Source organism: Pseudodonghicola xiamenensis DSM 18339 (assembly GCF_000429365.1).
GTDB lineage: Bacteria > Pseudomonadota > Alphaproteobacteria > Rhodobacterales > Rhodobacteraceae > Pseudodonghicola > Pseudodonghicola xiamenensis.
In genome coordinates this window covers 1-18,150 of sequence record NZ_AUBS01000020.1, presented here as the reverse complement: position 1 = coordinate 18,150, position 18,150 = coordinate 1, and the positions used below count along the sequence as shown (strand labels likewise).

The window sequence follows — 18,150 nt, the reverse complement described above, 5'->3', positions numbered from 1 at the left end:
AGGCTGGCGCCTGCGCGTGGCCTCGCCCAGATGGGCGATGGTCTGGCATACTCACTCGGAGACGCAACGCGCCCTGCGCGCGATCGTCCTGCCGCGCCCCGGAACCGACATCACCGATTGCGCCTGGCAGGTGCTGTTGCAGCACCGCCTGCACGGCTTCGGACTATCCGACACCGCGCCGGACACCCGACACCTGGCCAAGGCCGAACACGAACTTCTCGTTCGGCTTGCGTCCCCCTGGACAAAGCTGATGACAGGAGCCTGCGAATGAGCGAACCCATCCTCGACCGGATCGACCGGAAAATTCTCGACCAGCTGATGCGTGATACCACGCTGCCCGTCGCGCAGCTCGCCGATCGCGTCGGACTGTCCCAGACGCCCTGCTGGAAACGGGTGCAAAAGCTCGAGGCGGCGGGGATCATCACCGGGCGCGTGGCTTTGGTGGACCCGAAAAAGATCGGCCTCGGTCTGATCGTTTTCGTGGAGATCGAAGCCACAGAGCACACCCCGGCATGGCGCAACACCTTCCAGAAGGTCGTCAAAGGCATGGATGCCATCACCGAAGCCTACCGGATGACCGGAACCGTCGACTATCTGCTGAAGGTCATCGTCCCGGACACCGCCGCATTCGATGACTTCTATCTGCAGCTCACCGAGGCGCTGCCGTGCCGAAACGTCACGTCGAAATTCGCGATGGAGACGATCCGACGCTCGACCGTCCTGCCCATTGACGTGAACAAGATCTGACCCCGCGCGCCGGCGCGCGCGGCCTCTCCCCACCCTGGGCAACATAAGCGCCAGGCTCTCTATCAGATGGCCCGCCGAAGCGTTGCATCATCCAATCAGACATCCTGCAAAACGGTGCCTGATTGCTGCAACACAGCGCGTACCTCCACCGGCAAATCCTTGTCGGTGACAAGGATGTCGACATCCTCGAACGACCCCAGTCGCACCAGGCCGCGGTGGTCGAACTTGCTGCTGTCGACCGCCAGGATCACGCGTTCGGAATGCCGCATCGCCCGCTGCACGATCCGCACCTCGGCCAGATCGTCGTCACCGAGGTTGCCGGCGGCATCTACCCCCGACACCGAGACGATCGAGACATCGAAACGGAAACTGTCGAGAAAGGTTTCCGCCTCTTCATGAAAGACGCCGCCATCGACCTGGCGCACGAAGCCGCCGGGAATGGCGATGATGAAATCGGTGGCCTCGCGCAGCCAGGCGGCGGTGCGCAGGCTATAGGTCAGGATCCGCAGGTTGCGCCGCCGCGCAAGCGCATGGGCAATCGTCTCGCAGGTGGTTCCGGTGTCGATGAAAACCGCGGCCCCATCGGGAACCAGATCGGCCACACGTTCGGCGATGCGTTGCTTGACATGGACGTTGCTGACCCGCCTGCGATGCAGCTCGCTCGGGGCGACCGAGTCCATAATCATCGCGCCACCATGCATCCGGCGCAATTTCCCCTCGCGCTCCAGATCCATCACATCACGACGGGCAGTCTGTGTGGTGACATCGAAACGGGTCGAGATATCGTCAAGCGACAGGTAGCCGTTCAGTGCCAAAGCCTCAAGCAAACGGGCCTGACGTGCCGCTTTCTTGCCGCCGTATTCCATTGGGTCTTGTCCCTCAGTTTGTCTCAGGGGGGATATCATCAAAGCCATGGCTCTCCGAAAGAAAAATGCTGAATGCAAAAGCCGCGGCTGAGACAGCCGCGGCCAATTGTTCCGGAACTCGGATCAGAAGCGGAAGCCGAAACCCGCGCTGAAGGCCGAGACATCGCCATCGTCGCCGAATGCGCCATTGTAGCCGATCGAGAAGACACCGCTTTCGCTGATCGCATAATCGAAGGCGATCCCGACACTCAACCGGTCCTGTGCCAGGCCAGCACCCGACACGCCGAAGGCATCGCCGCCGGCAAAGGCCATGCTTGCATTGGCGGGATCGCCGCTGAAGGCGTGACGCCAGCCGATCTGGCTGCGCAGATTGGCTTTGTCAGAGGCACCGATACCGGTGTTCAGCCGCAGGCCGACCTCAGCAAAGGTCACATCATAGCTGCCACCGACCTTGCGAAGCGCGGCGGAACCGCCGGTTTCGCTCACCCCGTCGGTCTTCACCCGGATATGGGACAGCGATCCGAAGGGCTCCAGCAGGGTATTGCCGGTCTTCATCTGATGCGCCAATTCGGCAAAGACATGCGTGGTGTTGGCATGCCCGCCAGAGGAAAGCGTGTTCGCAAAGCCGGTGGTGCTGACATCACGGCTGCCCGACAGGGTGCTGTGGGTATAGGCCAGACCGCCGCGCAGGATCGTCGCGCCGAATTGCTTGCCAATGGACAAACCAAGATGCAGGTCATCGGTATCCACCGTGCCCGACCGACCGGACAGCGAAACCTCGCCTTGCCCGAACCCGGTCATGACACCGATCTCCAGCCCGTTTTCGGTCAGCGCATCAGCGCCGAAGAGCGTGCCGACCGTCTTGTTCCGGACGTCGGACAGATCCCCGCCCGCCTTGGTCGTGCCGTTCTCGCCGTAACCGCTGGCCCAGAATGACAATCCCTCGCGTTCCATCCGCGAGGCGCCGCGGCTCTTCTCGCCCCAGACATTGGCGACGCGGGCGCTTTGGTTCGCCAGCGCCCCCATGGTGGCGGCGTGGATTTCGCCGGACATCTGGGAAAAGGCATCGCTGGCAGTGTCAGCGCCCAACAGCACCACGGCGTCATAGACCTCATTGCCCATACCCAGCGCTTCGATCGCGGTGGCTGCGGCGCGGGCGTTGCCGGAGACGGCCACGGTATCAAAAGAGGTATCGTTGCGATCCAGCGTCAGATCGACCGAGGACGCCCCATAGCTCAGCTCGGCATCAAGGAAGGCCAGAGAAGAGGTGATGCTGTCGAACCGGCCCGAAACGGTGCCGCCAGCGCTCAGCACTTCATAGCTGGTCTGCGGGCGGTAGTCCCCGCCTTCGGCCAGGGCGATGGCGCTGCCGCCCTCGATGGCGATGTCACCAGAGACAGCGACCTTATCAGCCTCGCCATCGGCATTGGCCTCGATCTCGAGGATCGAACCGCTGGCAAAGCTCAGGTCGCCGGCGACGTTCAGCGTGCCGATGCTGTTTCCGGCCCCGAGCGTACCGCCCTCGGCAACACGCACGCTGCCCGTGGTGCCCGTGCCGCCCAGCCGGGCCCCGTCGCCCACCGTGGTCAGGCCGGCGGTGGCGATCGAACCGTTGACGATCAAGGCGCCCGCCTCGATCCGGGTGGCGCCGGTATAGCTGTTCTCGGCCGCAAGCGTCAGGCTGCCGACGCCGCGTTTGATCAGATCGCCCGAACCACTGACGGCCTGCGCCACCTCGACCGCGCCGCCGGCGCTGCGGACATCCAGCCAGCCGCCTTCGTCTTCCAGAGAGATTTCGCGGTCAAGCGTGGTCATCTCGGTGCCGATGACGGCAAGCCCGCCGTTGGACAGCCGCAGCCGCGCGTCCGCCTCGCCAAGGGCTGCATCCTCGGCCACAACCACCGTGCCACCGTCCGCGACCAGCGTTTCACCGATAAAGCTGTGATCGTCGATGCAATAGTCCTGAACCGCCTGCTGCAACCGCGGATCGTCGGTGGTGCAGTCCAGCAGCGTCTTTTTCTCGTCCAGCGTCAGCCCGGTAAGGATCGGCACACCGTTTTCATCCGCGATCTGGCCCAGATAGACATCAGAGCGCATGTTGTTACGGGTCAGGAAGAATTCCGGGTTCTCTTCGCTGAACGTCGTGGCGCCCTCGCCCCAGACCAGACGGGTTTCCTCGGTCGCCTCGGCACCGGTGTAATATTCCAGCTTGGGGCCGATCCAGCGGAATTCATGGGCCACGGCGGCGTGGTCGGCATAGGGCACACCATCTTCGGTGCGCAGATCGTCCAGCGTGCCCAAGTTCGGATCGGTCGGATCATCGACGATCTGCCACCATTTGCCGAACGGCCGCGATGCCAGGTAGTGGTCGATCCGGGTCCGGTCCCAGCTGGCCCAGACATTGGTCGCATCCTCGCCCACCGAGGGCCAGGTGGTGGACCCATCGGCCAATTCGTGCGGGGCGAACCCTTCGCGTTCGCCGTCCAGTTGCAGGAGCATATAGTCCCGCTTCATCCGGTTCATCGTGTAGGGGGTATTCGATTCAATCGGATAGGTCTCATCGGCGAAGAACGTGTCCGGGATCTGATCCAGGCTGAGGCTTTCACCTGTGTGGTCCGCGATGAAGGCCTCCATCGCCTCGGCATCGACGGTATATTCCGTCAGCAATTGACGGTAATAGCTGTTGCCCGACCGCAGATAGTCCTGAAGGATCAGCTTTTGCTGAGAGGCCCGGTTCAGGCCCCGTTCGGACACATCCCCGGCGTTCCAGTCGCCGACAAGGATGGTCGGACGGTTGACGCCCGCGGCCCAGTCGGTGATCCCGTCAACCTCTTGCAGGCGCAGATCGGCCGGGTCGTGATAGTCCAGATGAACCACACCAAGCAGCGTGTCGGGAACACCCTTGCCCGGTTCCATCAGCTGCCAGGCCACTGAATCGCCCTGAGTGCTTTGCCCCAGTGTACCGTCGATCCGGCTGAGCACCCCATTGTCGAGCTGCCGGATATACCGGTAATCCCCCGCGCCAGCCTCGGCCAGCAGGCTCTGCAGCTTGCTCAGGGTCTGTTCGCTGACCAGTTCCTGAAAGACGATGGTGTCATAATTTCCCTTCAGGAACTGTTCGGCGATCTTTTCCGGCTGATCGCGGAATTTCTCGACCCAGACATTCAGGCTGGCGATACGCAGGGTTCCGCTGTCACTGGCGCTTGCGGCAACAGCGGGAGAGCCGAGCAGGGCAAGCGCGGCGACACCGCACAAAAGCGTCTGCCGCATGGTCACCCGACTGCCGCCGAGGCGCGCGGGACGATGATGGTGTTTGAGCATGTTTCTGGTTTCCGTCGGAGTTCACAAGATTCGTCGCGATCACCGGATCGACCGGGCGCGGGTGTGACATGACAGGCAAAAATGTCAGTAAAATTACAAAAGTACTTTTTTGATAATTTTTCTGCAGACACGCCTCTCCAGACCGCAGGAAATGCCTATCGCCTTGCATCGACACATTGCCGCTCCGATCAGAGCGGAGCCTGCATGCAACCACATGCGGCACAGATGTCAGGAAAGGGTTTTCGCGCGTCATACCGCCTGCGGGGACATGCAAAGCGCCTATCCCACGCTGGACCATGTTGCGCGGAAATGGTGCCGGCCTCACCAAGGCCGGAAACGGGATATCAGGCGCAGACCCCGCCGTCTGGGCAAAAGCTGACGCGTCTGAGAGGGCAGATCAAAAGGGGAAGGATGTCACCGAAAACCCGGGGGAGGGGCGGCCCTGCGGCTGCCCCCGGGCGTCACTCCGGCGCTTCAACCAGGATTTTCACATGGGATTTCTCGGCAACCAGCGCATCGAACCCCTCTGTGGTGATGTCTTCCAGCGCGATCCGCTTGGTCACCAGCTTGTCGGCACTGAAATAGCCCTGCATCATCAGTTCCATCACCGCCGGATAGATATGTCGGTAGGCGATGCTGCCCAGAAGCTGCCGCTCTTTCAGCACGACGGTATTCGGCTGGAACGCGGCGGCCTTTTCCCAGATCGAGACAATCAGCACCTGCCCTTCATGCCGGGTCGCCTCGATACATTGCTGCAACACCTGCGGCACGCCGGTCACCTCGAAGGAGACCGCCACACCTCCGGTTGCGGCACGGATGGTCGCGACCGCATCCTCGACGCTCGGGTCGATAACGCTCGTGGCCCCCAGCTCAAGCGCCTTCTGGCGCCGGACTTCTGACGGTTCGACCACGTGAATTTGCGCCGCCCCCGCGACGCGCAGCGCCTCGACCACCAAAAGGCCGATGGGCCCGGCACCGAAGACGGCCGCCGTATCCCCTGCCTTGATCTTGGACATGCGCACCGCATGGAGCGCGACGGCAGAGGGTTCGACAAGCGCGCCCTGCTCCATCGACAGCGCGTCTGGCATCTTGTGCACCATGCGCGCGGGCACCACGGAATAGGCTGCAAAGCCACCATGGCCGCCAGACAGCCCGACGAAGCCAAGGCTATCGCAAAGGTTGTATTTCCCCTCCAGACAGGCGGGACAGGTGCCACAGGCAAAGATCGGTTCGATCACCACCCGGTCACCCGGCACGACATTGGTGACGCCCTCCCCCACCTCGGTAACGGTGCCGCTGTATTCATGCCCCATGGTGATCGGCGCCTGATCATGGCTCAGCGGGTGATCCTCTCCCACCGGGACAAAGATCGGGCCGGCCAGATATTCATGCAGATCGCTGCCACAAATCCCGGTCCAGGCCACCTTGAGTTTGACCTCGCCGGGGCCGACCGCAGGCTCATCCACCTGTTCGACCCGGATATCTTTCACGCCATGCCAACGTGCTGCTTTCATTTTTTTCGTTCTCCATGAATTAAAAAGGGACGCCCGGGCCTGCGGCAGGGCCCGGGCGCAGGCTGTCTCATGCCAGGTGATGCACCTCCTGCAGACCGTAGACCGGGGTTTCGAGCCCCTCCATCCGCGCCTTCAGCTGCAGTGCGAGATAGAGCGAATAATGCCGCGACTGATGCAGGTTGCCGCCGTGGAACCACAGGTTCTCCTGCTGCGTGGGTTTCCACATGTTGCGCTGCTCCCCCTCCCAGGGGCCCGGGTCCTTGGTGGTGTCAGAGCCAAGCCCCCAAACCTTGCCGACCTTGTCGGCGACCTCCTGACCGATCAGATCCGCAGCCCAGCCGTTCATAGACCCGAAGCCCGTGGCCATGACCACCAGATCGGCCTCGAGCCGCGTGCCGTCATCCAGAACAACGGCGGTCTCGTCGAAATGATCTACCTGCCCCTGCACCAGCTTGACCTCTCCATCAATGATCAGCTGGCTTGCGCCCACGTCGATGTAATAACCCGAGCCACGCCGCAGGTATTTGAGGAACAGCCCAGAACCGTCGTCCCCCCAGTCCAGCTTGAACCCGGCCTTTTCAAGCCCGGCATAGAATTCGGCGTCGCGCTCGCGCATCTGGTCATAGAGCGGGATCTGGAATTCATGCATGATCTTGTAAGGCAAAGACGCGAAGATCATGTCCGCCTTTTCGGTGGTGATGCCGTTGGCCAGCGCCTGTTCGGAATAAAGCCCGCCCAGACCGATCTCCATCAGGCTGTCAGATCTGACGATATGGGTCGAGGAGCGCTGCACCATCGTGACATCGGCACCGGCCTCCCACAACGCGGCACAGATATCATGCGCCGAGTTGTTGGAGCCGACCACCACCACTTTCTTGCCAGTCCAGGCATCCGGCCCCTCGTGCCAGGAGGAATGCTGGATCGTGCCCCTGAAACTGTCCATGCCGGGAAATTCGGGCATGTTCGGTTTTCCCGACATGCCGGTGGCCAGAACCAGATGCGTCGGATGCAGCGTGATCTCTTCCCCGTCGCGATCGACCGTCACCGACCATCGGCCACTGGCCGCGTCATAGGCCGCCTTCTGAACCTCGGACCGGGTCCAGTAGTTGATCTCCATGACCTTGGTATACATCTCCAGCCAGTCGCCGACCTTGTCCTTGGGCGTGAACACCGGCCAGTTGTCGGGGAACTTGATATAGGGAAGATGGTCGTACCAGACCGGATCATGCAGGCAGAGCGACTTGTAGCGACTGCGCCACTGATCCCCGGGCCGGTCGTGCTTGTCGAGCACGATGGCTGGAACCCCCAGTTGACGCAGCCGCGCGCCAAGAGCGATGCCGCCCTGCCCGCCGCCGACGATGACGGCATAGGGCTGGGTCTGATACCCGAGCTCGGCGGTCTCCGCCTCGCGGCGCTCCTTCCAGCTTGTGCGGTTCTTCCTGGCGCCATGTTCGGCCCCCATCGGGCGACGCGTCCCGCGGTTCTCCTCATGGCCCTTCAATTCCTGAAGCGTGGTCAGCAGGGTCCAGATCCGACCGTCCTTCAGCCGCATCAGCCCCCAGCCACGCCCTACCGCAGTCTCGAAGGTGATCCAGGCGGTGGTGACGCCGTCTTCCTCGACAGGCAGTTCGCCTTCCTGAAGCCGGAACTTTCCGGGACGGGTCTGCGCCAGTTGCTGCGTCAGCATGTCGGCCACTCCGGCCGGCCCCTCGACGGTCTTCAGGTTCCATGTCACCGAAACCAGATCTCGCCAGTAGCTATCGGTGGCAAAAAGCCCGGCGACAGCGACAATGTCCCCTGCCTCCAGCGCCGCGTTAAGCGTTTCCAGCACCTCCTCCGTGCGGGAAATAGCAATTGAATCAAGCATCGCGTCTCCTCCTACGAGCGTGTTGCCACAGGAGTGTCGCGGAGGTTCCGCTGCGTAATCCAGCCAGAGACGACAAAAGATGCCCAAAAGCTGGGCGCTGCATTGCGGCATGTTGCGCGCGCAACATCCTGCAACCTGTCAGGTGGGCGGACGCAACCCGGCGCGCCGCAAACGGCGCAGAACGGTCGAGCGGTTGACCCCCAGACGCCGCGCTGCGCGGGCCATGTTCCAACCACAGGCCTCCATCACCTGCTCCAGGGGTTCTTCCGCCTCGGTCGAGCCAGACACCATGGTGACCGGAGCCGGCAGGTCCTGCTGGTCGATCACCCGCCCCTCGCACAACGCGATGGCGACATCGAGCACATGCTCCAGCTCGCGCAGGTTTCCCGGCCAGTCGCGGCCCAACAGCTCCGCCCGGGCCGAGGGCGACAGGCGCATATCCTCTGGCGCACGGCGCCGCAGCAGCAGATTCACCAGCCAACTCAGGTCCCGGCGCTGCCGCAATGGTGGTATCGACAGCGTCGCTCCGGCCAGCCGGTGAAACAGCGGCAGCGGCAGCTCCAGCCTGTCAGGCGCGACACAGGTGGTCGTGATCGCCCGCAGGTCATTGCGACTATCGAGGATCGCGCTCAGCGCCACCATGGTCTCCTCCGGCATGTCCTCGATCCGGCGCAGCAACAGCGTCGTGGCGCCCCCCCGCGCCCCGGCGCAGCCCTGTCGCAAGGCCTCCGGCGTCAGCCCGGCGCAGTCCAGCATAACGAAACCGCCAGCGCTGCCCGCCATATGCAGCGCCCGCGCCAGTCGCGTTTTGCCGGTGCCGGTTTCGCCGCAGACAAGCAGCGGCACGCTGGTCCGGGCCAGTCTTGCCGCACGGTTCAGCATCTCGGTCATGGCAGGATCGCCCTGGGTCAACCCCGCCAACGGCCCACCCCGGCGCGCGCTGCGCAAGGCCGAGCGCGGCGCCTGCGGCGCGATCGCATGGCCGAAAAGCGCCCCTCCGTCGCGCATCTCGATCATGCGGTCTTCGCTGGGCCGGTCGCGCATCAGGTCGGGCAAATCGTCCACGGTCATCCCCAGAACCTCGTCGATGCGACGCCCCAGCACGCCACCGCCATCTGGAAAAAGCCGCCGCGCACCCCGGGTATAGCCCAGAATTCGACCCGCCCCATCCAGCCGCACCGCCGCCTCCGGGTCGATATCGAGAAACTCGGGCCGGTCCGAGACACGCAGGATCCAGTCGCGACGCCCCTCAGCCATGAGATTGGCCATTTCCACCCGCCGGGCGGCATTGGTGACCAGACTCATCGCCAGGTTCTGACTGCGTTTTGGCGAAGGCGAGCGCAGCAGGGAGATATCAAGCACCGCCGCCAGCTCTCCAAGACTGTCAAAGATCGGCGCCGCCGTGCAACTGAGCCCGGTATGCGCATTACCGAAATGATCGTCCTGATGCACCGTCACCGGTTCCTGGGTGACGATGCAGGCGCCCACGCCACAGGTCCCGGCCAGGTCTTCCGACCAGTTGGAGCCGAGATAGAGCCCGGCGCCGCGCAGTTCCTCGACGAAAAGATCATCGCCGAAGAAGTCGACACAGACGCCACCGGCATCGGTCAGCAGCAGGACATAGTTCTGACCGGCCACCTGTCGGAACAGCGTCTTCAGGCTCGACCGGGCGGCGGCGATCATCCGTTCCGCCTGGACACGATGTTCGCGCAGCTCCGCCTCGGTCACGATATGGGCGGGATCGCGGCGTGTCGGGTCCATTCCGTAAAGTTCGACGCAGCGTCGCCACGAGGCCGACACGAAACCATCGCGCCCGGTCACCGCACCATCAAGCACACGTTCGATTTCCGCCACATGATGATAATCCGACATGTCGCTTCCCTCCTCCTCAGCGGCAAAGCTAGCACAGGTTGCACACCCTTCAGAACGAATTTCCACGGTCACGCAAACGTCGGCCCCGCTCCGCCGGCAACGGGACAAGCCGCCCCCATGAAAGGTCTTCTTGGTCTGCCCTGCTCCGTCATGCTTGCTGGAACCGGGCCAAAGACATCTCTGCACGTTCTGGTCACATAGGAAGGACAGATCGGGCTTGCCTTTGAAAAAATCCTGATGGCTACAATGTCGCCGCCAGCCGGGCCGTGCTCGCGCGGATTTCATCGGCGACCTCGGTGACGATCTTCGTGCGGCTTGACCAGCTTGGGTAGAGAAAGCCGTAACTCAGGATGCCGCGCGGTTCGAACGGACGCAGCACCAGCGACTCGACCCCGCTCGAAAGCGCGACGAAGGGATCGGCCAGACAACAGCCGAGATTCAGGCCCGCCATCTGGCAGGCGATGACGCCATTGCGGGCTTCGATACGGACATCCAGGCGTTCCCCGTATTGCTTGCAAAGCGATTCGAGATGCTGACCAAGCAGGGATCGGGCATGTGTCGAAACGATCGGACGTGCGATGAAGTCCTGAAATGTGACTGTTTTTTGGGCAGCCAACGGGTGATCTGGATGCATGGCCACCATCATTGGCAATTCCAGGAAAGGTTCGACCTCGAACGCTCCGGCCTTGATCGGCAGTGGAGCGATGCCGAGATCGAAGGTTTCCTGACCGACCCAGAGGTCGATATCCAGCCGCACCCGGGCGTCGATCTGGGCCGTCATCTGGGGATGCCTTTCCATCACCTGCGCCAGTGACTGGTTGATGACGGCATGTGAGATGAAGGGTGCCACAAGGATGCGCAAATGCTCCTTTCGCCCCCGCCTGATTTGGTCGGCGCGACGTTCAGCATCGTCGAATGCCTGCATAACCCTTTCAGTTTCTGCATAAAAATCTTTCCCTTCACGGGTAAGCCGCAGCCTCCGCCCATGCCGGGTCAGGACCGAAAACCCCAACTCGTCTTCCAGAGCAGACAGCAGACGGCTGACCTGCGCCGGAGTCCGCAAGAGCCGGTCCGCAGCACCATTGACCGAGCCGGTTTCGACGAAGGCACGGAAGGCTTCGAGGGTTCGTTGAGTAAGCGCCACTGTCGACTGTCCTGCTGTTCTTTGCTGATCACACAGTTACTATAAAAGTAACAAAACTGCCAAAATATTCAATTTACGCAAGTACAAATTTTCGGCTGTAACGACTCCCAAACAAATCACGGAAGTCCCAATGACCAAGCAAGTCGATCTCAACAGCCGCGTCTCCGCATACGAAGCTGACCGAGCAGTGCCCTACAGCCTGCCGTCCAAGCCGCAGTCCAGCTATCTGACGATGCGCGATGGTTGCCGGATTGCTGTCGACGTCTGGTGCCCCGAGGGCGCGGCGGAGGGAGAGACCTTTCCGACCTTGCTTCTGTTCACCCCCTACTTCCGCCGCTTCAAGCTGGCCGAAGGCTCCGATGCCATCGCCAACCCGAACACTGCCAAGTTCAGCAACTACTTCGTGCCGCGTGGCTATGTGGTGGTGGTGGTCGATGTCCGGGGCACCGGTGCCAGCTTTGGCACACGTGACGGCTTCCGCTCTCCGAGAGAACGCCTCGACAGTGCCGAAATCGCCGATTGGGTCATCGCTCAACCCTGGTCGAACGGTATCTTGGGGGCGACGGGCATTTCTTATCTTGGCGCGGCCTCCGACTTCCTGGCCTCAACCGGGCACCCGGCCGTCAAGGCCATCGCGCCGCTCTTTTCGGTCTGGGACACCTATGCCGACAACTACTTCCCCGGCGGGATGCAATGCACGTCGCTCACCCAGCTTTACGACAACCTGATGAAGGGGCTCGACCTGGATCAGCGTGATTACCTGAAGGACTACAAATACTACGCAAGTCCGGACTATCAGGGGCCGCAACCCGTCGATGAGGACACGGACGGCAGCATGGTCGCCGCCGCGGTGGCCGAGCACCAGGCCAATTTCCGGCAAACCGACTTCATGGCGGACCTCGCCTACCGCGAGGAAGGTCTGCCCTATGACCCCGATTACAGCAGCGCCTCGATCAGCCCCTATTCCTACACCGCAGGGTTCCGTGATGATGTCGCGATCCTCTCGCTCTCGGGCTGGATGGACGGAGCCGGCTATGCCAATGGCGCCATCGCGCGTTTCCTGACCCTGGACAAGAATCCGCATCACCTGGTGCTGGGCCCCTGGGATCACGGCGCGCGGATCGCCGTTTCGCCCTGGCGCAACAGCGAAGAGCCCGACTTCTCGGTGCTGGGCTGCGTGCTGCGCTTCTTCGATACCTACCTGATGGGCGCCGATACGGGCCTGAAAGGCGAACCGCCGGTGTCCTACTTCGCGATGCATGAAGAAGCCTGGGCCGAGGCCGAAAGCTGGCCGCCGCAACCCACGCTGGACGTGCTGCACCCCGGCACCGCGGGCGCGCTTGGCCAAAGCGCCACGGAAGGGGCCGCGGAATACCAGTTCGTGCCCCATACCCGGACCGGCTTTGAAACGCGCTATGAACGTATCGCGGGTATGGATTCGCGGAACTACTATTACGACTGGCAGGGCCGCACCGCCGAGATGCTGAGCTGGGACAGCGCGCCGCTGTCCGAGGAGACGCGGATCGCGGGCCATGCCCTGCTGGATCTCCATGCCAGCTTCGACGCGCCCGATGCCGGTCTCTTCATCTACCTGACCGAAGTCGAGGCCGACGGGACCGAGCGGTATATCACCGAAGGCGTGCTGCGTGCGATCTTCCGGGCCGAAGCCGAGGCCCCCGAGAACATCCGCATCAACTGGCCCTACCGGACCTTCCATCGCGACAGTGCAGAGCCCCTGCCCGCGGGCGAAATGCAGCAGATCCGCATCCCGTTGCTGCCGGTCGCCTGGACCCTGTCGCAGGGCAGCCGGCTGCGCCTGTCGATTGCCGGGGCCGATGCCGACCATTTCAAGAAAGTGCCCCATGGCCGTATGGCCCGGATCTCGGTCGACCTGGCGCAGACCCGTCTGGATCTGCCCGTCGTCAAGACCGAGGGGCCCGCATGACCTCGACCCGCAGTCTCTCCGACCTGCTGCCCGAGCTGGCGGCACAGGCTGACATTCGCGCCCTGACCGCGTTATTATACCACGACGACCGGGCAGAGCGCGTCTTCACCAGCCATGCTGAGATCTTTGCAGGGTCCGGGTTCAAGCTGTTTGCCGATGCGCCAACCATGGCACGTGTCCGGGACACTGGGGCGCCCATCCTGACCAAGGGGGAGGATGCCCTTCGGGCCGGGTTCCCGGATGCCCAGAGCATTCTCGACCTTGGCGCCGACGCCATCGTCAACTTGCCGGTCCGCACGGAGAATGGCGAGGTCGTCGGGCAAGTGAACCTGATGGGCGGCGAAGAGGCATTCGACGCCGCCCGCCTGGAGGCCCTGCAAACCGTAGCAGACAGCTTTTCCTGTTGCTTTCTGAGGACCGATACAAAGAAAGGCGCGCCATGCGACTGACTGGACTTATCTACCGCGGCGGGATCGTTATCGCCTATACCGTGATGCTGCTGCCGGTCCTTCTGCTGGTGGTCACCTCCGTTTTCCGCGATGCGATCATCGCCTTCCCGCCGAGCGGCCTGTCGCTGGATTGGTACCGCAATGCCATCGGCCGCGAGGAATTCCTCAACGGCTTCATCGTCAGCTTCAAGGTGGCCGCGATCGCCACGGTGATCGGGGTGCCGGTGGGAACGGCGGCCTCGCTTGCGCTGGTGCGGAGCAACATCCGCGCCAAACAGGCGATTACCACCTTCCTTCTGGGTCCGATCATCGTCCCCGGGATCGTGGCGGGCACCGCGCTGTATCTGACCTACCTGCTGGCGCAGAACCAGCTGGACATGGACATTGTGGGCACGCTGCCCGGTCTGGTCGCATCGCATATCCTGCTGACGATCCCCTGGACGGTGCGGGTCGTGACCGCTGGTCTGCAGGGGCTCGACCGCAGCGTGGAAGAGGCGGCGCTGAACCTCGGCGCCCGTCCCTTCACGGTATTCTGGCGGGTCACCCTGCCGATGATGCGCCCGGCCATCGTCGCCGCTTCGATGTTTTCGTTCATCCAGAGCTTCGAGAACCTCGAACTGACCCTGCTGCTGGTCGGCCCCGGCATGAGCACCCTGCCGATCGCAATGCTCAACTACCTGGAGTTCCAGATCGACCCGACCCTCGCCGCCGTCGCAACGATCCAGATCGTCGTCATCGCCGCCATGATGCTGATCACCGATCGCTACGTGAAACTGTCCCGCATCGTCTGAATGCCCGGAGATCAAGAGATGAAATCGCTCGAACTAATCAACATCCGCAAGGAATACGGCGAAGCAATCGCGGTTGCGGACATGAACATGCAGATCCAGCGCGGAGAGCTGGTTTCGCTGCTGGGGCCCTCGGGCTGCGGCAAGACGACGACGCTGCGCATGGTCGCGGGCTTTATCGCCCCGACCTCCGGCTCGGTGGTGCTGGACGGGCGCGATGTGACCGACCTTGCGCCCTACGAGCGCAACACAGCCCTTGTCTTCCAGTCCTACGCACTGTTTCCGCATATGACCGTGGCGCAGAATGTCGGATTCGGCCTCGAGATGCGCAAGGTCGGCAAGGCCGATCGCGAGGCGCAAAGCCTCGAGGCCCTGAAGCGGGTGCGTCTCGACCACCTGGCAGATCGCTATCCGCGTCAGCTTTCGGGCGGACAACAACAGCGGGTCGCCCTGGCGCGCGGACTGGTTCTGAACCCGGCGATCTTCCTGCTGGATGAACCGCTGTCGAACCTCGACGCCAAGTTGCGCGGCGAAGTGCGCAGCGAAATTCGTTCGCTGCAGCAATCGCTGGAATTGACGACCCTGATGGTCACCCACGACCAGGAAGAGGCGCTGACGATGTCCGACAAGCTGGTGCTGATGGAAGGCGGCAAGGTCCGTCAGGCCGGCACCGCCCAGGATCTCTATGAACGCCCGGCGGATTCTTTCGTGGCGGATTTCGTCGGCCGCTCCAACGTGATCGAGGGGCGCGTCGAGGAGGATGGTTTCCATACCGTCTGCGGCACGCTGCTCCCTCCCGCGGCGGCAGGGCAGCCTAACGCCCGCTTCTACTCGGTCCGGCCCGAGAAGATCGCAATCACCCGTGCGGGGGATGGGGTCGAGGGCGCGCTGCGCGAGATCCTCTATCTCGGGGCGCAGACCGAATACACCGTGATGCTCGGAGAGACGTCTGTGACCGTGGTCACCGCGACCCCAGGCCCCGATGACGCCCTTGCCGGTCTGCAGACGGGCGACCCGGTCCGTCTGCAATGGAACGGCGGCGATGCCCGCCTGCTTGACGCCTGAGGTCAGAAACGCCGACCGGAATACCGATCCAGAAAACCCAAACCAGAAAATCCCAACAGGAGACTCCCAGATGACCAGACTTTCCCGGCGCAGCTTCCTCGCCACCGCTTCAGCGGCCACAGCCACGGGGCTGCTGTCCAGCCCGGCCATCGCCCAGTCCAAGGACCTTGTCGTCGGCACCTGGGGCGGCACCTTCGGCGACCTGCTGAAAAAGAACGTCGACCAGGCGATCCTGGAACCCGCAGGCTGGAACATCCTGCAAGAAGTGTCGGGCCCGGTGCCGCGCCGCACCAAGCTGATCACCGAACGCATGCAGCGTCGCGGCAGCATGGACGCCGCGCTGCTGGCCGATTTCGACATGCACGCCGCCGCAAAGGTGGGCGCGCTGGAAGAGCTGAGCGCCGATAACGTGGCCTCCTATGACAACATCCTGCCGTTTCTCCAGAAGAAGCACTCGGTGCCGCTGATCTATTCGGCCCATGCCGTCGTCTACCGCAAAGACCTGATCACCACGCCGCCGGCATCTATCGCCGAGCTGTGGAACCCGGCCTACAAAGGCAAGATCGGCCTGAGCGACTTCCTCTACACCTCGAACATGGCCTATGCGGCGATCGCCAACGGCGGCACGCTGTCGGACTTCAACGGGGCGGATAAGGGGGTCCAGCAGTGGAAGGACCTCGACGCCAAGCTGCTCCCGTCGACCGAGGCCGTCGGACAGGCACTCGCCTCCGGTGACATCTGGATCACCATCATTTCGGCTGCGCGCGGTTACAGCTGGAACAAGAGCGGCATCGACCTTGGCTGGGTCGTGCCCGAGGAAGGCGCGTTCCCCGCGGTCTACGAGGCGGCGGTGCCGAAGAATGCCCGCAACTCCGAGGGCGGCATGGCCTATATGGATGCCCTGCTGAACCCGCAGGCACAGGCGGCCTTCGCCGAAAAGATGGGCTACCTGCCGACCGTCAAGAACGGCTCCATCAGCCCCGAACTGGAAGCGCAGATCGGCTTCAGCGAAGCCGAACAGAACCGCCTCTGGCAGCCGGATCTGGACTTCATCATGGAGAACCAGGCCTCCATGCTGGATTCCTGGAACCGCATTCTCAAGGGCTGACACATGGCAAAGCTTGTTCTTCCGGCCGGTCTTCTGGTGCTGCTTCTGCTCGGGGCGCCCATGCTTCTGATGTTGCGGTACTCGTTCAATGTCTTCGACCCGCTCTACCTGATGAAGACCGCCTTCACCTTGGATAACTATGCGAAGGCGGTGGCCGATCCATATTACCAGAAGATCCTGACGACCACGATCGTGGTGGCCCTGACCTGTACGATCTTGACCACGTTTCTTGCCTATGGTCCGGCTTATTTGCTGGCCCGGATGGAAGGACGCTGGAAGAGCAAGCTGACCATTCTGACCATGTTCCCCCTGCTGGTGGGGGGCGTGGTGCGCTCAGCCGGGTATCTCGCCCTGCTGAGCACCGATGGCCTGGTCAACGCCTCGCTGCGCAGCCTCGGGATCATTTCGGAACCGCTGCAACTGCTCTACACGCCCGGCGCGGTGATCTTCGCCACCGTGGGCATCGTGCTGCCCTACATGATCCTGACCCTTGCCTCGGTCATCGAAAGCATTCCGCGTCAGGTCGAAGAGGCGGCGGCGAACCTTGGGGCACGCCCGGCACGTTCGTTCTTCCGGGTGCTGATGCCACTGTCGCTGCCCGGGGTGCTGGCCGGGGCAACGCTCGTCTTCATCCTGTGCATGAATGCCTATGCCACGCCGCTTCTGCTGGGGGGGCCGCAGTTCCAGATGATGGCTCCGGCGGTCTACGAACAGTTCGCCCGGGCGTCCAACTGGCCCTTCGGTGCAGCGCTTGCCTTCATCCTGCTGATCGTGACGGTGGTGCTGACCAGCCTGGGCAGCTCGATCATCGCGAAGCGTTACAAGGCCGGCTGAGCTGATCACCGCCGCGACACCGACGGACACCTCCCAGGTTGTCGAATGAACGCCTCTCGTCGACAGCGTGACCGTTGCGATCACGCTGTCGACGGACTTCAGCTCTGAATTTTCCGGAAAAATCGGGCGCGCCATCTTGCTTGCGCCGATATTCCGCCGGCTCGCCCCGGAACCAGGATATGGGGTGCCCCGCTGATCCCCCGGCTCCCAGACACCTGCCCCTTTCAATTTCAGCGGTCTCTTTTAGACGTCAACAGGGATAACAAGACGTTGTCCCTGTGCCTGCACGTCGGGTGCCCTCCTCCCGTCTTCCGTCCCCTGGCCGCGTGTCAGGAGGTTGCAGATGCCAGGGCCTGAAACTCACTCGGCCGCCGGGGTCCTTCACCCGCACCCAAGTTCACTTCGGCAACGCAGTTGCCGCTCTCTGTCTGCCACGACACGTGACGCTCGAACAATTTCGGCTCATGCCCCGGAATAACACGGTCGAGATCGTTGTTCAGGATCTTGCGGATCTTCAGGAACACCTCAATCTGATTTGTCCCCCGTCAGCGCCAATGGCACAGATTTGAGGTTGTGATTTAAGGAGGATTTGGGCTTCGTCGTAGTGACGAAGGAACGAAGATGAAACCC

At 62.8% G+C, this 18,150-nt stretch carries 15 protein-coding genes; 8 read left to right on the top strand and 7 right to left on the bottom strand.

The window, feature by feature from the left end; all coding sequences use genetic code 11:
• Positions 1-37: 37 nt before the first annotated feature.
• Both G455_RS0115370 and G455_RS0115365 read left to right on the top strand, forming a co-directional pair.
• Positions 38-271 (top strand): hypothetical protein, encoded by a 234-nt coding sequence (locus G455_RS0115370; RefSeq protein WP_028094512.1) that lies wholly within the window; start codon positions 38-40, stop codon positions 269-271.
• Positions 268-747, top strand: a complete 480-nt coding sequence (locus G455_RS0115365) for an Lrp/AsnC family transcriptional regulator (RefSeq protein ID WP_028094511.1) — start codon at positions 268-270, stop codon at positions 745-747. Before G455_RS0115370 ends, G455_RS0115365 begins: the two co-directional genes overlap by 4 nt.
• Before the next feature lie 95 nt (positions 748-842).
• Here G455_RS0115365 and G455_RS0115360 read toward each other — a convergent pair whose 3' ends face one another.
• The 6 genes from G455_RS0115360 to G455_RS0115335 form a co-directional block, all read right to left on the bottom strand.
• Positions 843-1,613 carry a DeoR/GlpR family DNA-binding transcription regulator gene (locus G455_RS0115360; protein WP_028094510.1) on the bottom strand — a complete coding sequence of 257 codons (771 nt, stop codon included), beginning with the start codon at positions 1,611-1,613 and terminating at the stop codon, positions 843-845.
• A 123-nt stretch (positions 1,614-1,736) separates the two neighbouring features.
• Positions 1,737-4,934, bottom strand: coding sequence for an autotransporter domain-containing protein (locus G455_RS24290; protein ID WP_051312551.1), 3,198 nt, complete (start codon positions 4,932-4,934; stop codon positions 1,737-1,739).
• A 461-nt stretch (positions 4,935-5,395) separates the two neighbouring features.
• Positions 5,396-6,448, bottom strand: a complete 1,053-nt coding sequence (locus tag G455_RS0115350) for a 2,3-butanediol dehydrogenase (RefSeq protein ID WP_028094509.1) — start codon at positions 6,446-6,448, stop codon at positions 5,396-5,398.
• Between the two features lie 67 nt (positions 6,449-6,515).
• Positions 6,516-8,315 (bottom strand): NAD(P)/FAD-dependent oxidoreductase, encoded by a 1,800-nt coding sequence (locus G455_RS0115345; RefSeq protein ID WP_028094508.1) that lies wholly within the window; start codon positions 8,313-8,315, stop codon positions 6,516-6,518.
• A gap of 138 nt (positions 8,316-8,453) precedes the next feature.
• Entirely contained in the window at positions 8,454-10,187 is a 1,734-nt protein-coding gene (locus tag G455_RS0115340) for a sigma-54-dependent Fis family transcriptional regulator (protein WP_028094507.1), read from the bottom strand.
• 241 nt (positions 10,188-10,428) lie between these two features.
• Positions 10,429-11,331, bottom strand: a complete 903-nt coding sequence (locus G455_RS0115335) for a LysR family transcriptional regulator (protein ID WP_028094506.1) — start codon at positions 11,329-11,331, stop codon at positions 10,429-10,431.
• A 130-nt stretch (positions 11,332-11,461) separates the two neighbouring features.
• Here G455_RS0115335 and G455_RS0115330 point away from each other — a divergent pair, with 130 nt between their 5' ends.
• The 6 genes from G455_RS0115330 to G455_RS0115305 all read left to right on the top strand — a co-directional run bounded on the left by G455_RS0115330 (position 11,462) and on the right by G455_RS0115305 (position 17,520).
• On the top strand, positions 11,462-13,276 hold the full coding sequence (locus G455_RS0115330) for a CocE/NonD family hydrolase (RefSeq protein WP_028094505.1): 1,815 nt from the start codon (positions 11,462-11,464) through the stop codon (positions 13,274-13,276).
• A complete protein-coding gene (locus G455_RS25675) occupies positions 13,273-13,725 on the top strand; it encodes a GAF domain-containing protein (protein WP_051312550.1) in 453 nt (150 codons plus the stop codon). Before G455_RS0115330 ends, G455_RS25675 begins: the two co-directional genes overlap by 4 nt.
• Positions 13,716-14,516, top strand: a complete 801-nt coding sequence (locus tag G455_RS0115320; RefSeq protein ID WP_028094504.1) for an ABC transporter permease — start codon at positions 13,716-13,718, stop codon at positions 14,514-14,516. The genes G455_RS25675 and G455_RS0115320 overlap by 10 nt, the downstream gene beginning before the upstream one ends.
• An 18-nt stretch (positions 14,517-14,534) precedes the next feature.
• Positions 14,535-15,578 (top strand): ABC transporter ATP-binding protein, encoded by a 1,044-nt coding sequence (locus G455_RS0115315; RefSeq protein ID WP_028094503.1) that lies wholly within the window; start codon positions 14,535-14,537, stop codon positions 15,576-15,578.
• 70 nt (positions 15,579-15,648) lie between these two features.
• Positions 15,649-16,686, top strand: a complete 1,038-nt coding sequence (locus G455_RS0115310; RefSeq protein ID WP_028094502.1) for an extracellular solute-binding protein — start codon at positions 15,649-15,651, stop codon at positions 16,684-16,686.
• A 3-nt stretch (positions 16,687-16,689) separates the two neighbouring features.
• On the top strand, positions 16,690-17,520 hold the full coding sequence (locus tag G455_RS0115305; protein ID WP_028094501.1) for an ABC transporter permease: 831 nt from the start codon (positions 16,690-16,692) through the stop codon (positions 17,518-17,520).
• Between the two features lie 329 nt (positions 17,521-17,849).
• Here the strand turns inward: G455_RS0115305 and G455_RS26435 are convergent, their stop codons facing one another.
• Positions 17,850-18,044: a hypothetical protein gene (locus tag G455_RS26435; RefSeq protein ID WP_154664401.1), complete on the bottom strand. Its 195-nt coding sequence runs from the start codon at positions 18,042-18,044 to the stop codon at positions 17,850-17,852.
• Positions 18,045-18,150: the final 106 nt, after the last annotated feature.

Coding starts and splice junctions, on each gene's coding strand:
- G455_RS0115315 (WP_028094503.1), top strand. CDS start 14,535: ATGAAATCGCTCGAACTAATCAACATCCGCAAGGAATACGGCGAAGCA.
- G455_RS0115310 (WP_028094502.1), top strand. CDS start 15,649: ATGACCAGACTTTCCCGGCGCAGCTTCCTCGCCACCGCTTCAGCGGCC.
- G455_RS0115365 (WP_028094511.1), top strand. CDS start 268: ATGAGCGAACCCATCCTCGACCGGATCGACCGGAAAATTCTCGACCAG.
- G455_RS0115340 (WP_028094507.1), bottom strand. CDS start 10,187: ATGTCGGATTATCATCATGTGGCGGAAATCGAACGTGTGCTTGATGGT.
- G455_RS24290 (WP_051312551.1), bottom strand. CDS start 4,934: ATGCTCAAACACCATCATCGTCCCGCGCGCCTCGGCGGCAGTCGGGTG.
- G455_RS25675 (WP_051312550.1), top strand. CDS start 13,273: ATGACCTCGACCCGCAGTCTCTCCGACCTGCTGCCCGAGCTGGCGGCA.
- G455_RS0115370 (WP_028094512.1), top strand. CDS start 38: ATGGTCTGGCATACTCACTCGGAGACGCAACGCGCCCTGCGCGCGATC.
- G455_RS0115350 (WP_028094509.1), bottom strand. CDS start 6,448: ATGAAAGCAGCACGTTGGCATGGCGTGAAAGATATCCGGGTCGAACAG.
- G455_RS0115305 (WP_028094501.1), top strand. CDS start 16,690: ATGGCAAAGCTTGTTCTTCCGGCCGGTCTTCTGGTGCTGCTTCTGCTC.
- G455_RS0115345 (WP_028094508.1), bottom strand. CDS start 8,315: ATGCTTGATTCAATTGCTATTTCCCGCACGGAGGAGGTGCTGGAAACG.
- G455_RS0115320 (WP_028094504.1), top strand. CDS start 13,716: ATGCGACTGACTGGACTTATCTACCGCGGCGGGATCGTTATCGCCTAT.
- G455_RS0115360 (WP_028094510.1), bottom strand. CDS start 1,613: ATGGAATACGGCGGCAAGAAAGCGGCACGTCAGGCCCGTTTGCTTGAG.
- G455_RS0115330 (WP_028094505.1), top strand. CDS start 11,462: ATGACCAAGCAAGTCGATCTCAACAGCCGCGTCTCCGCATACGAAGCT.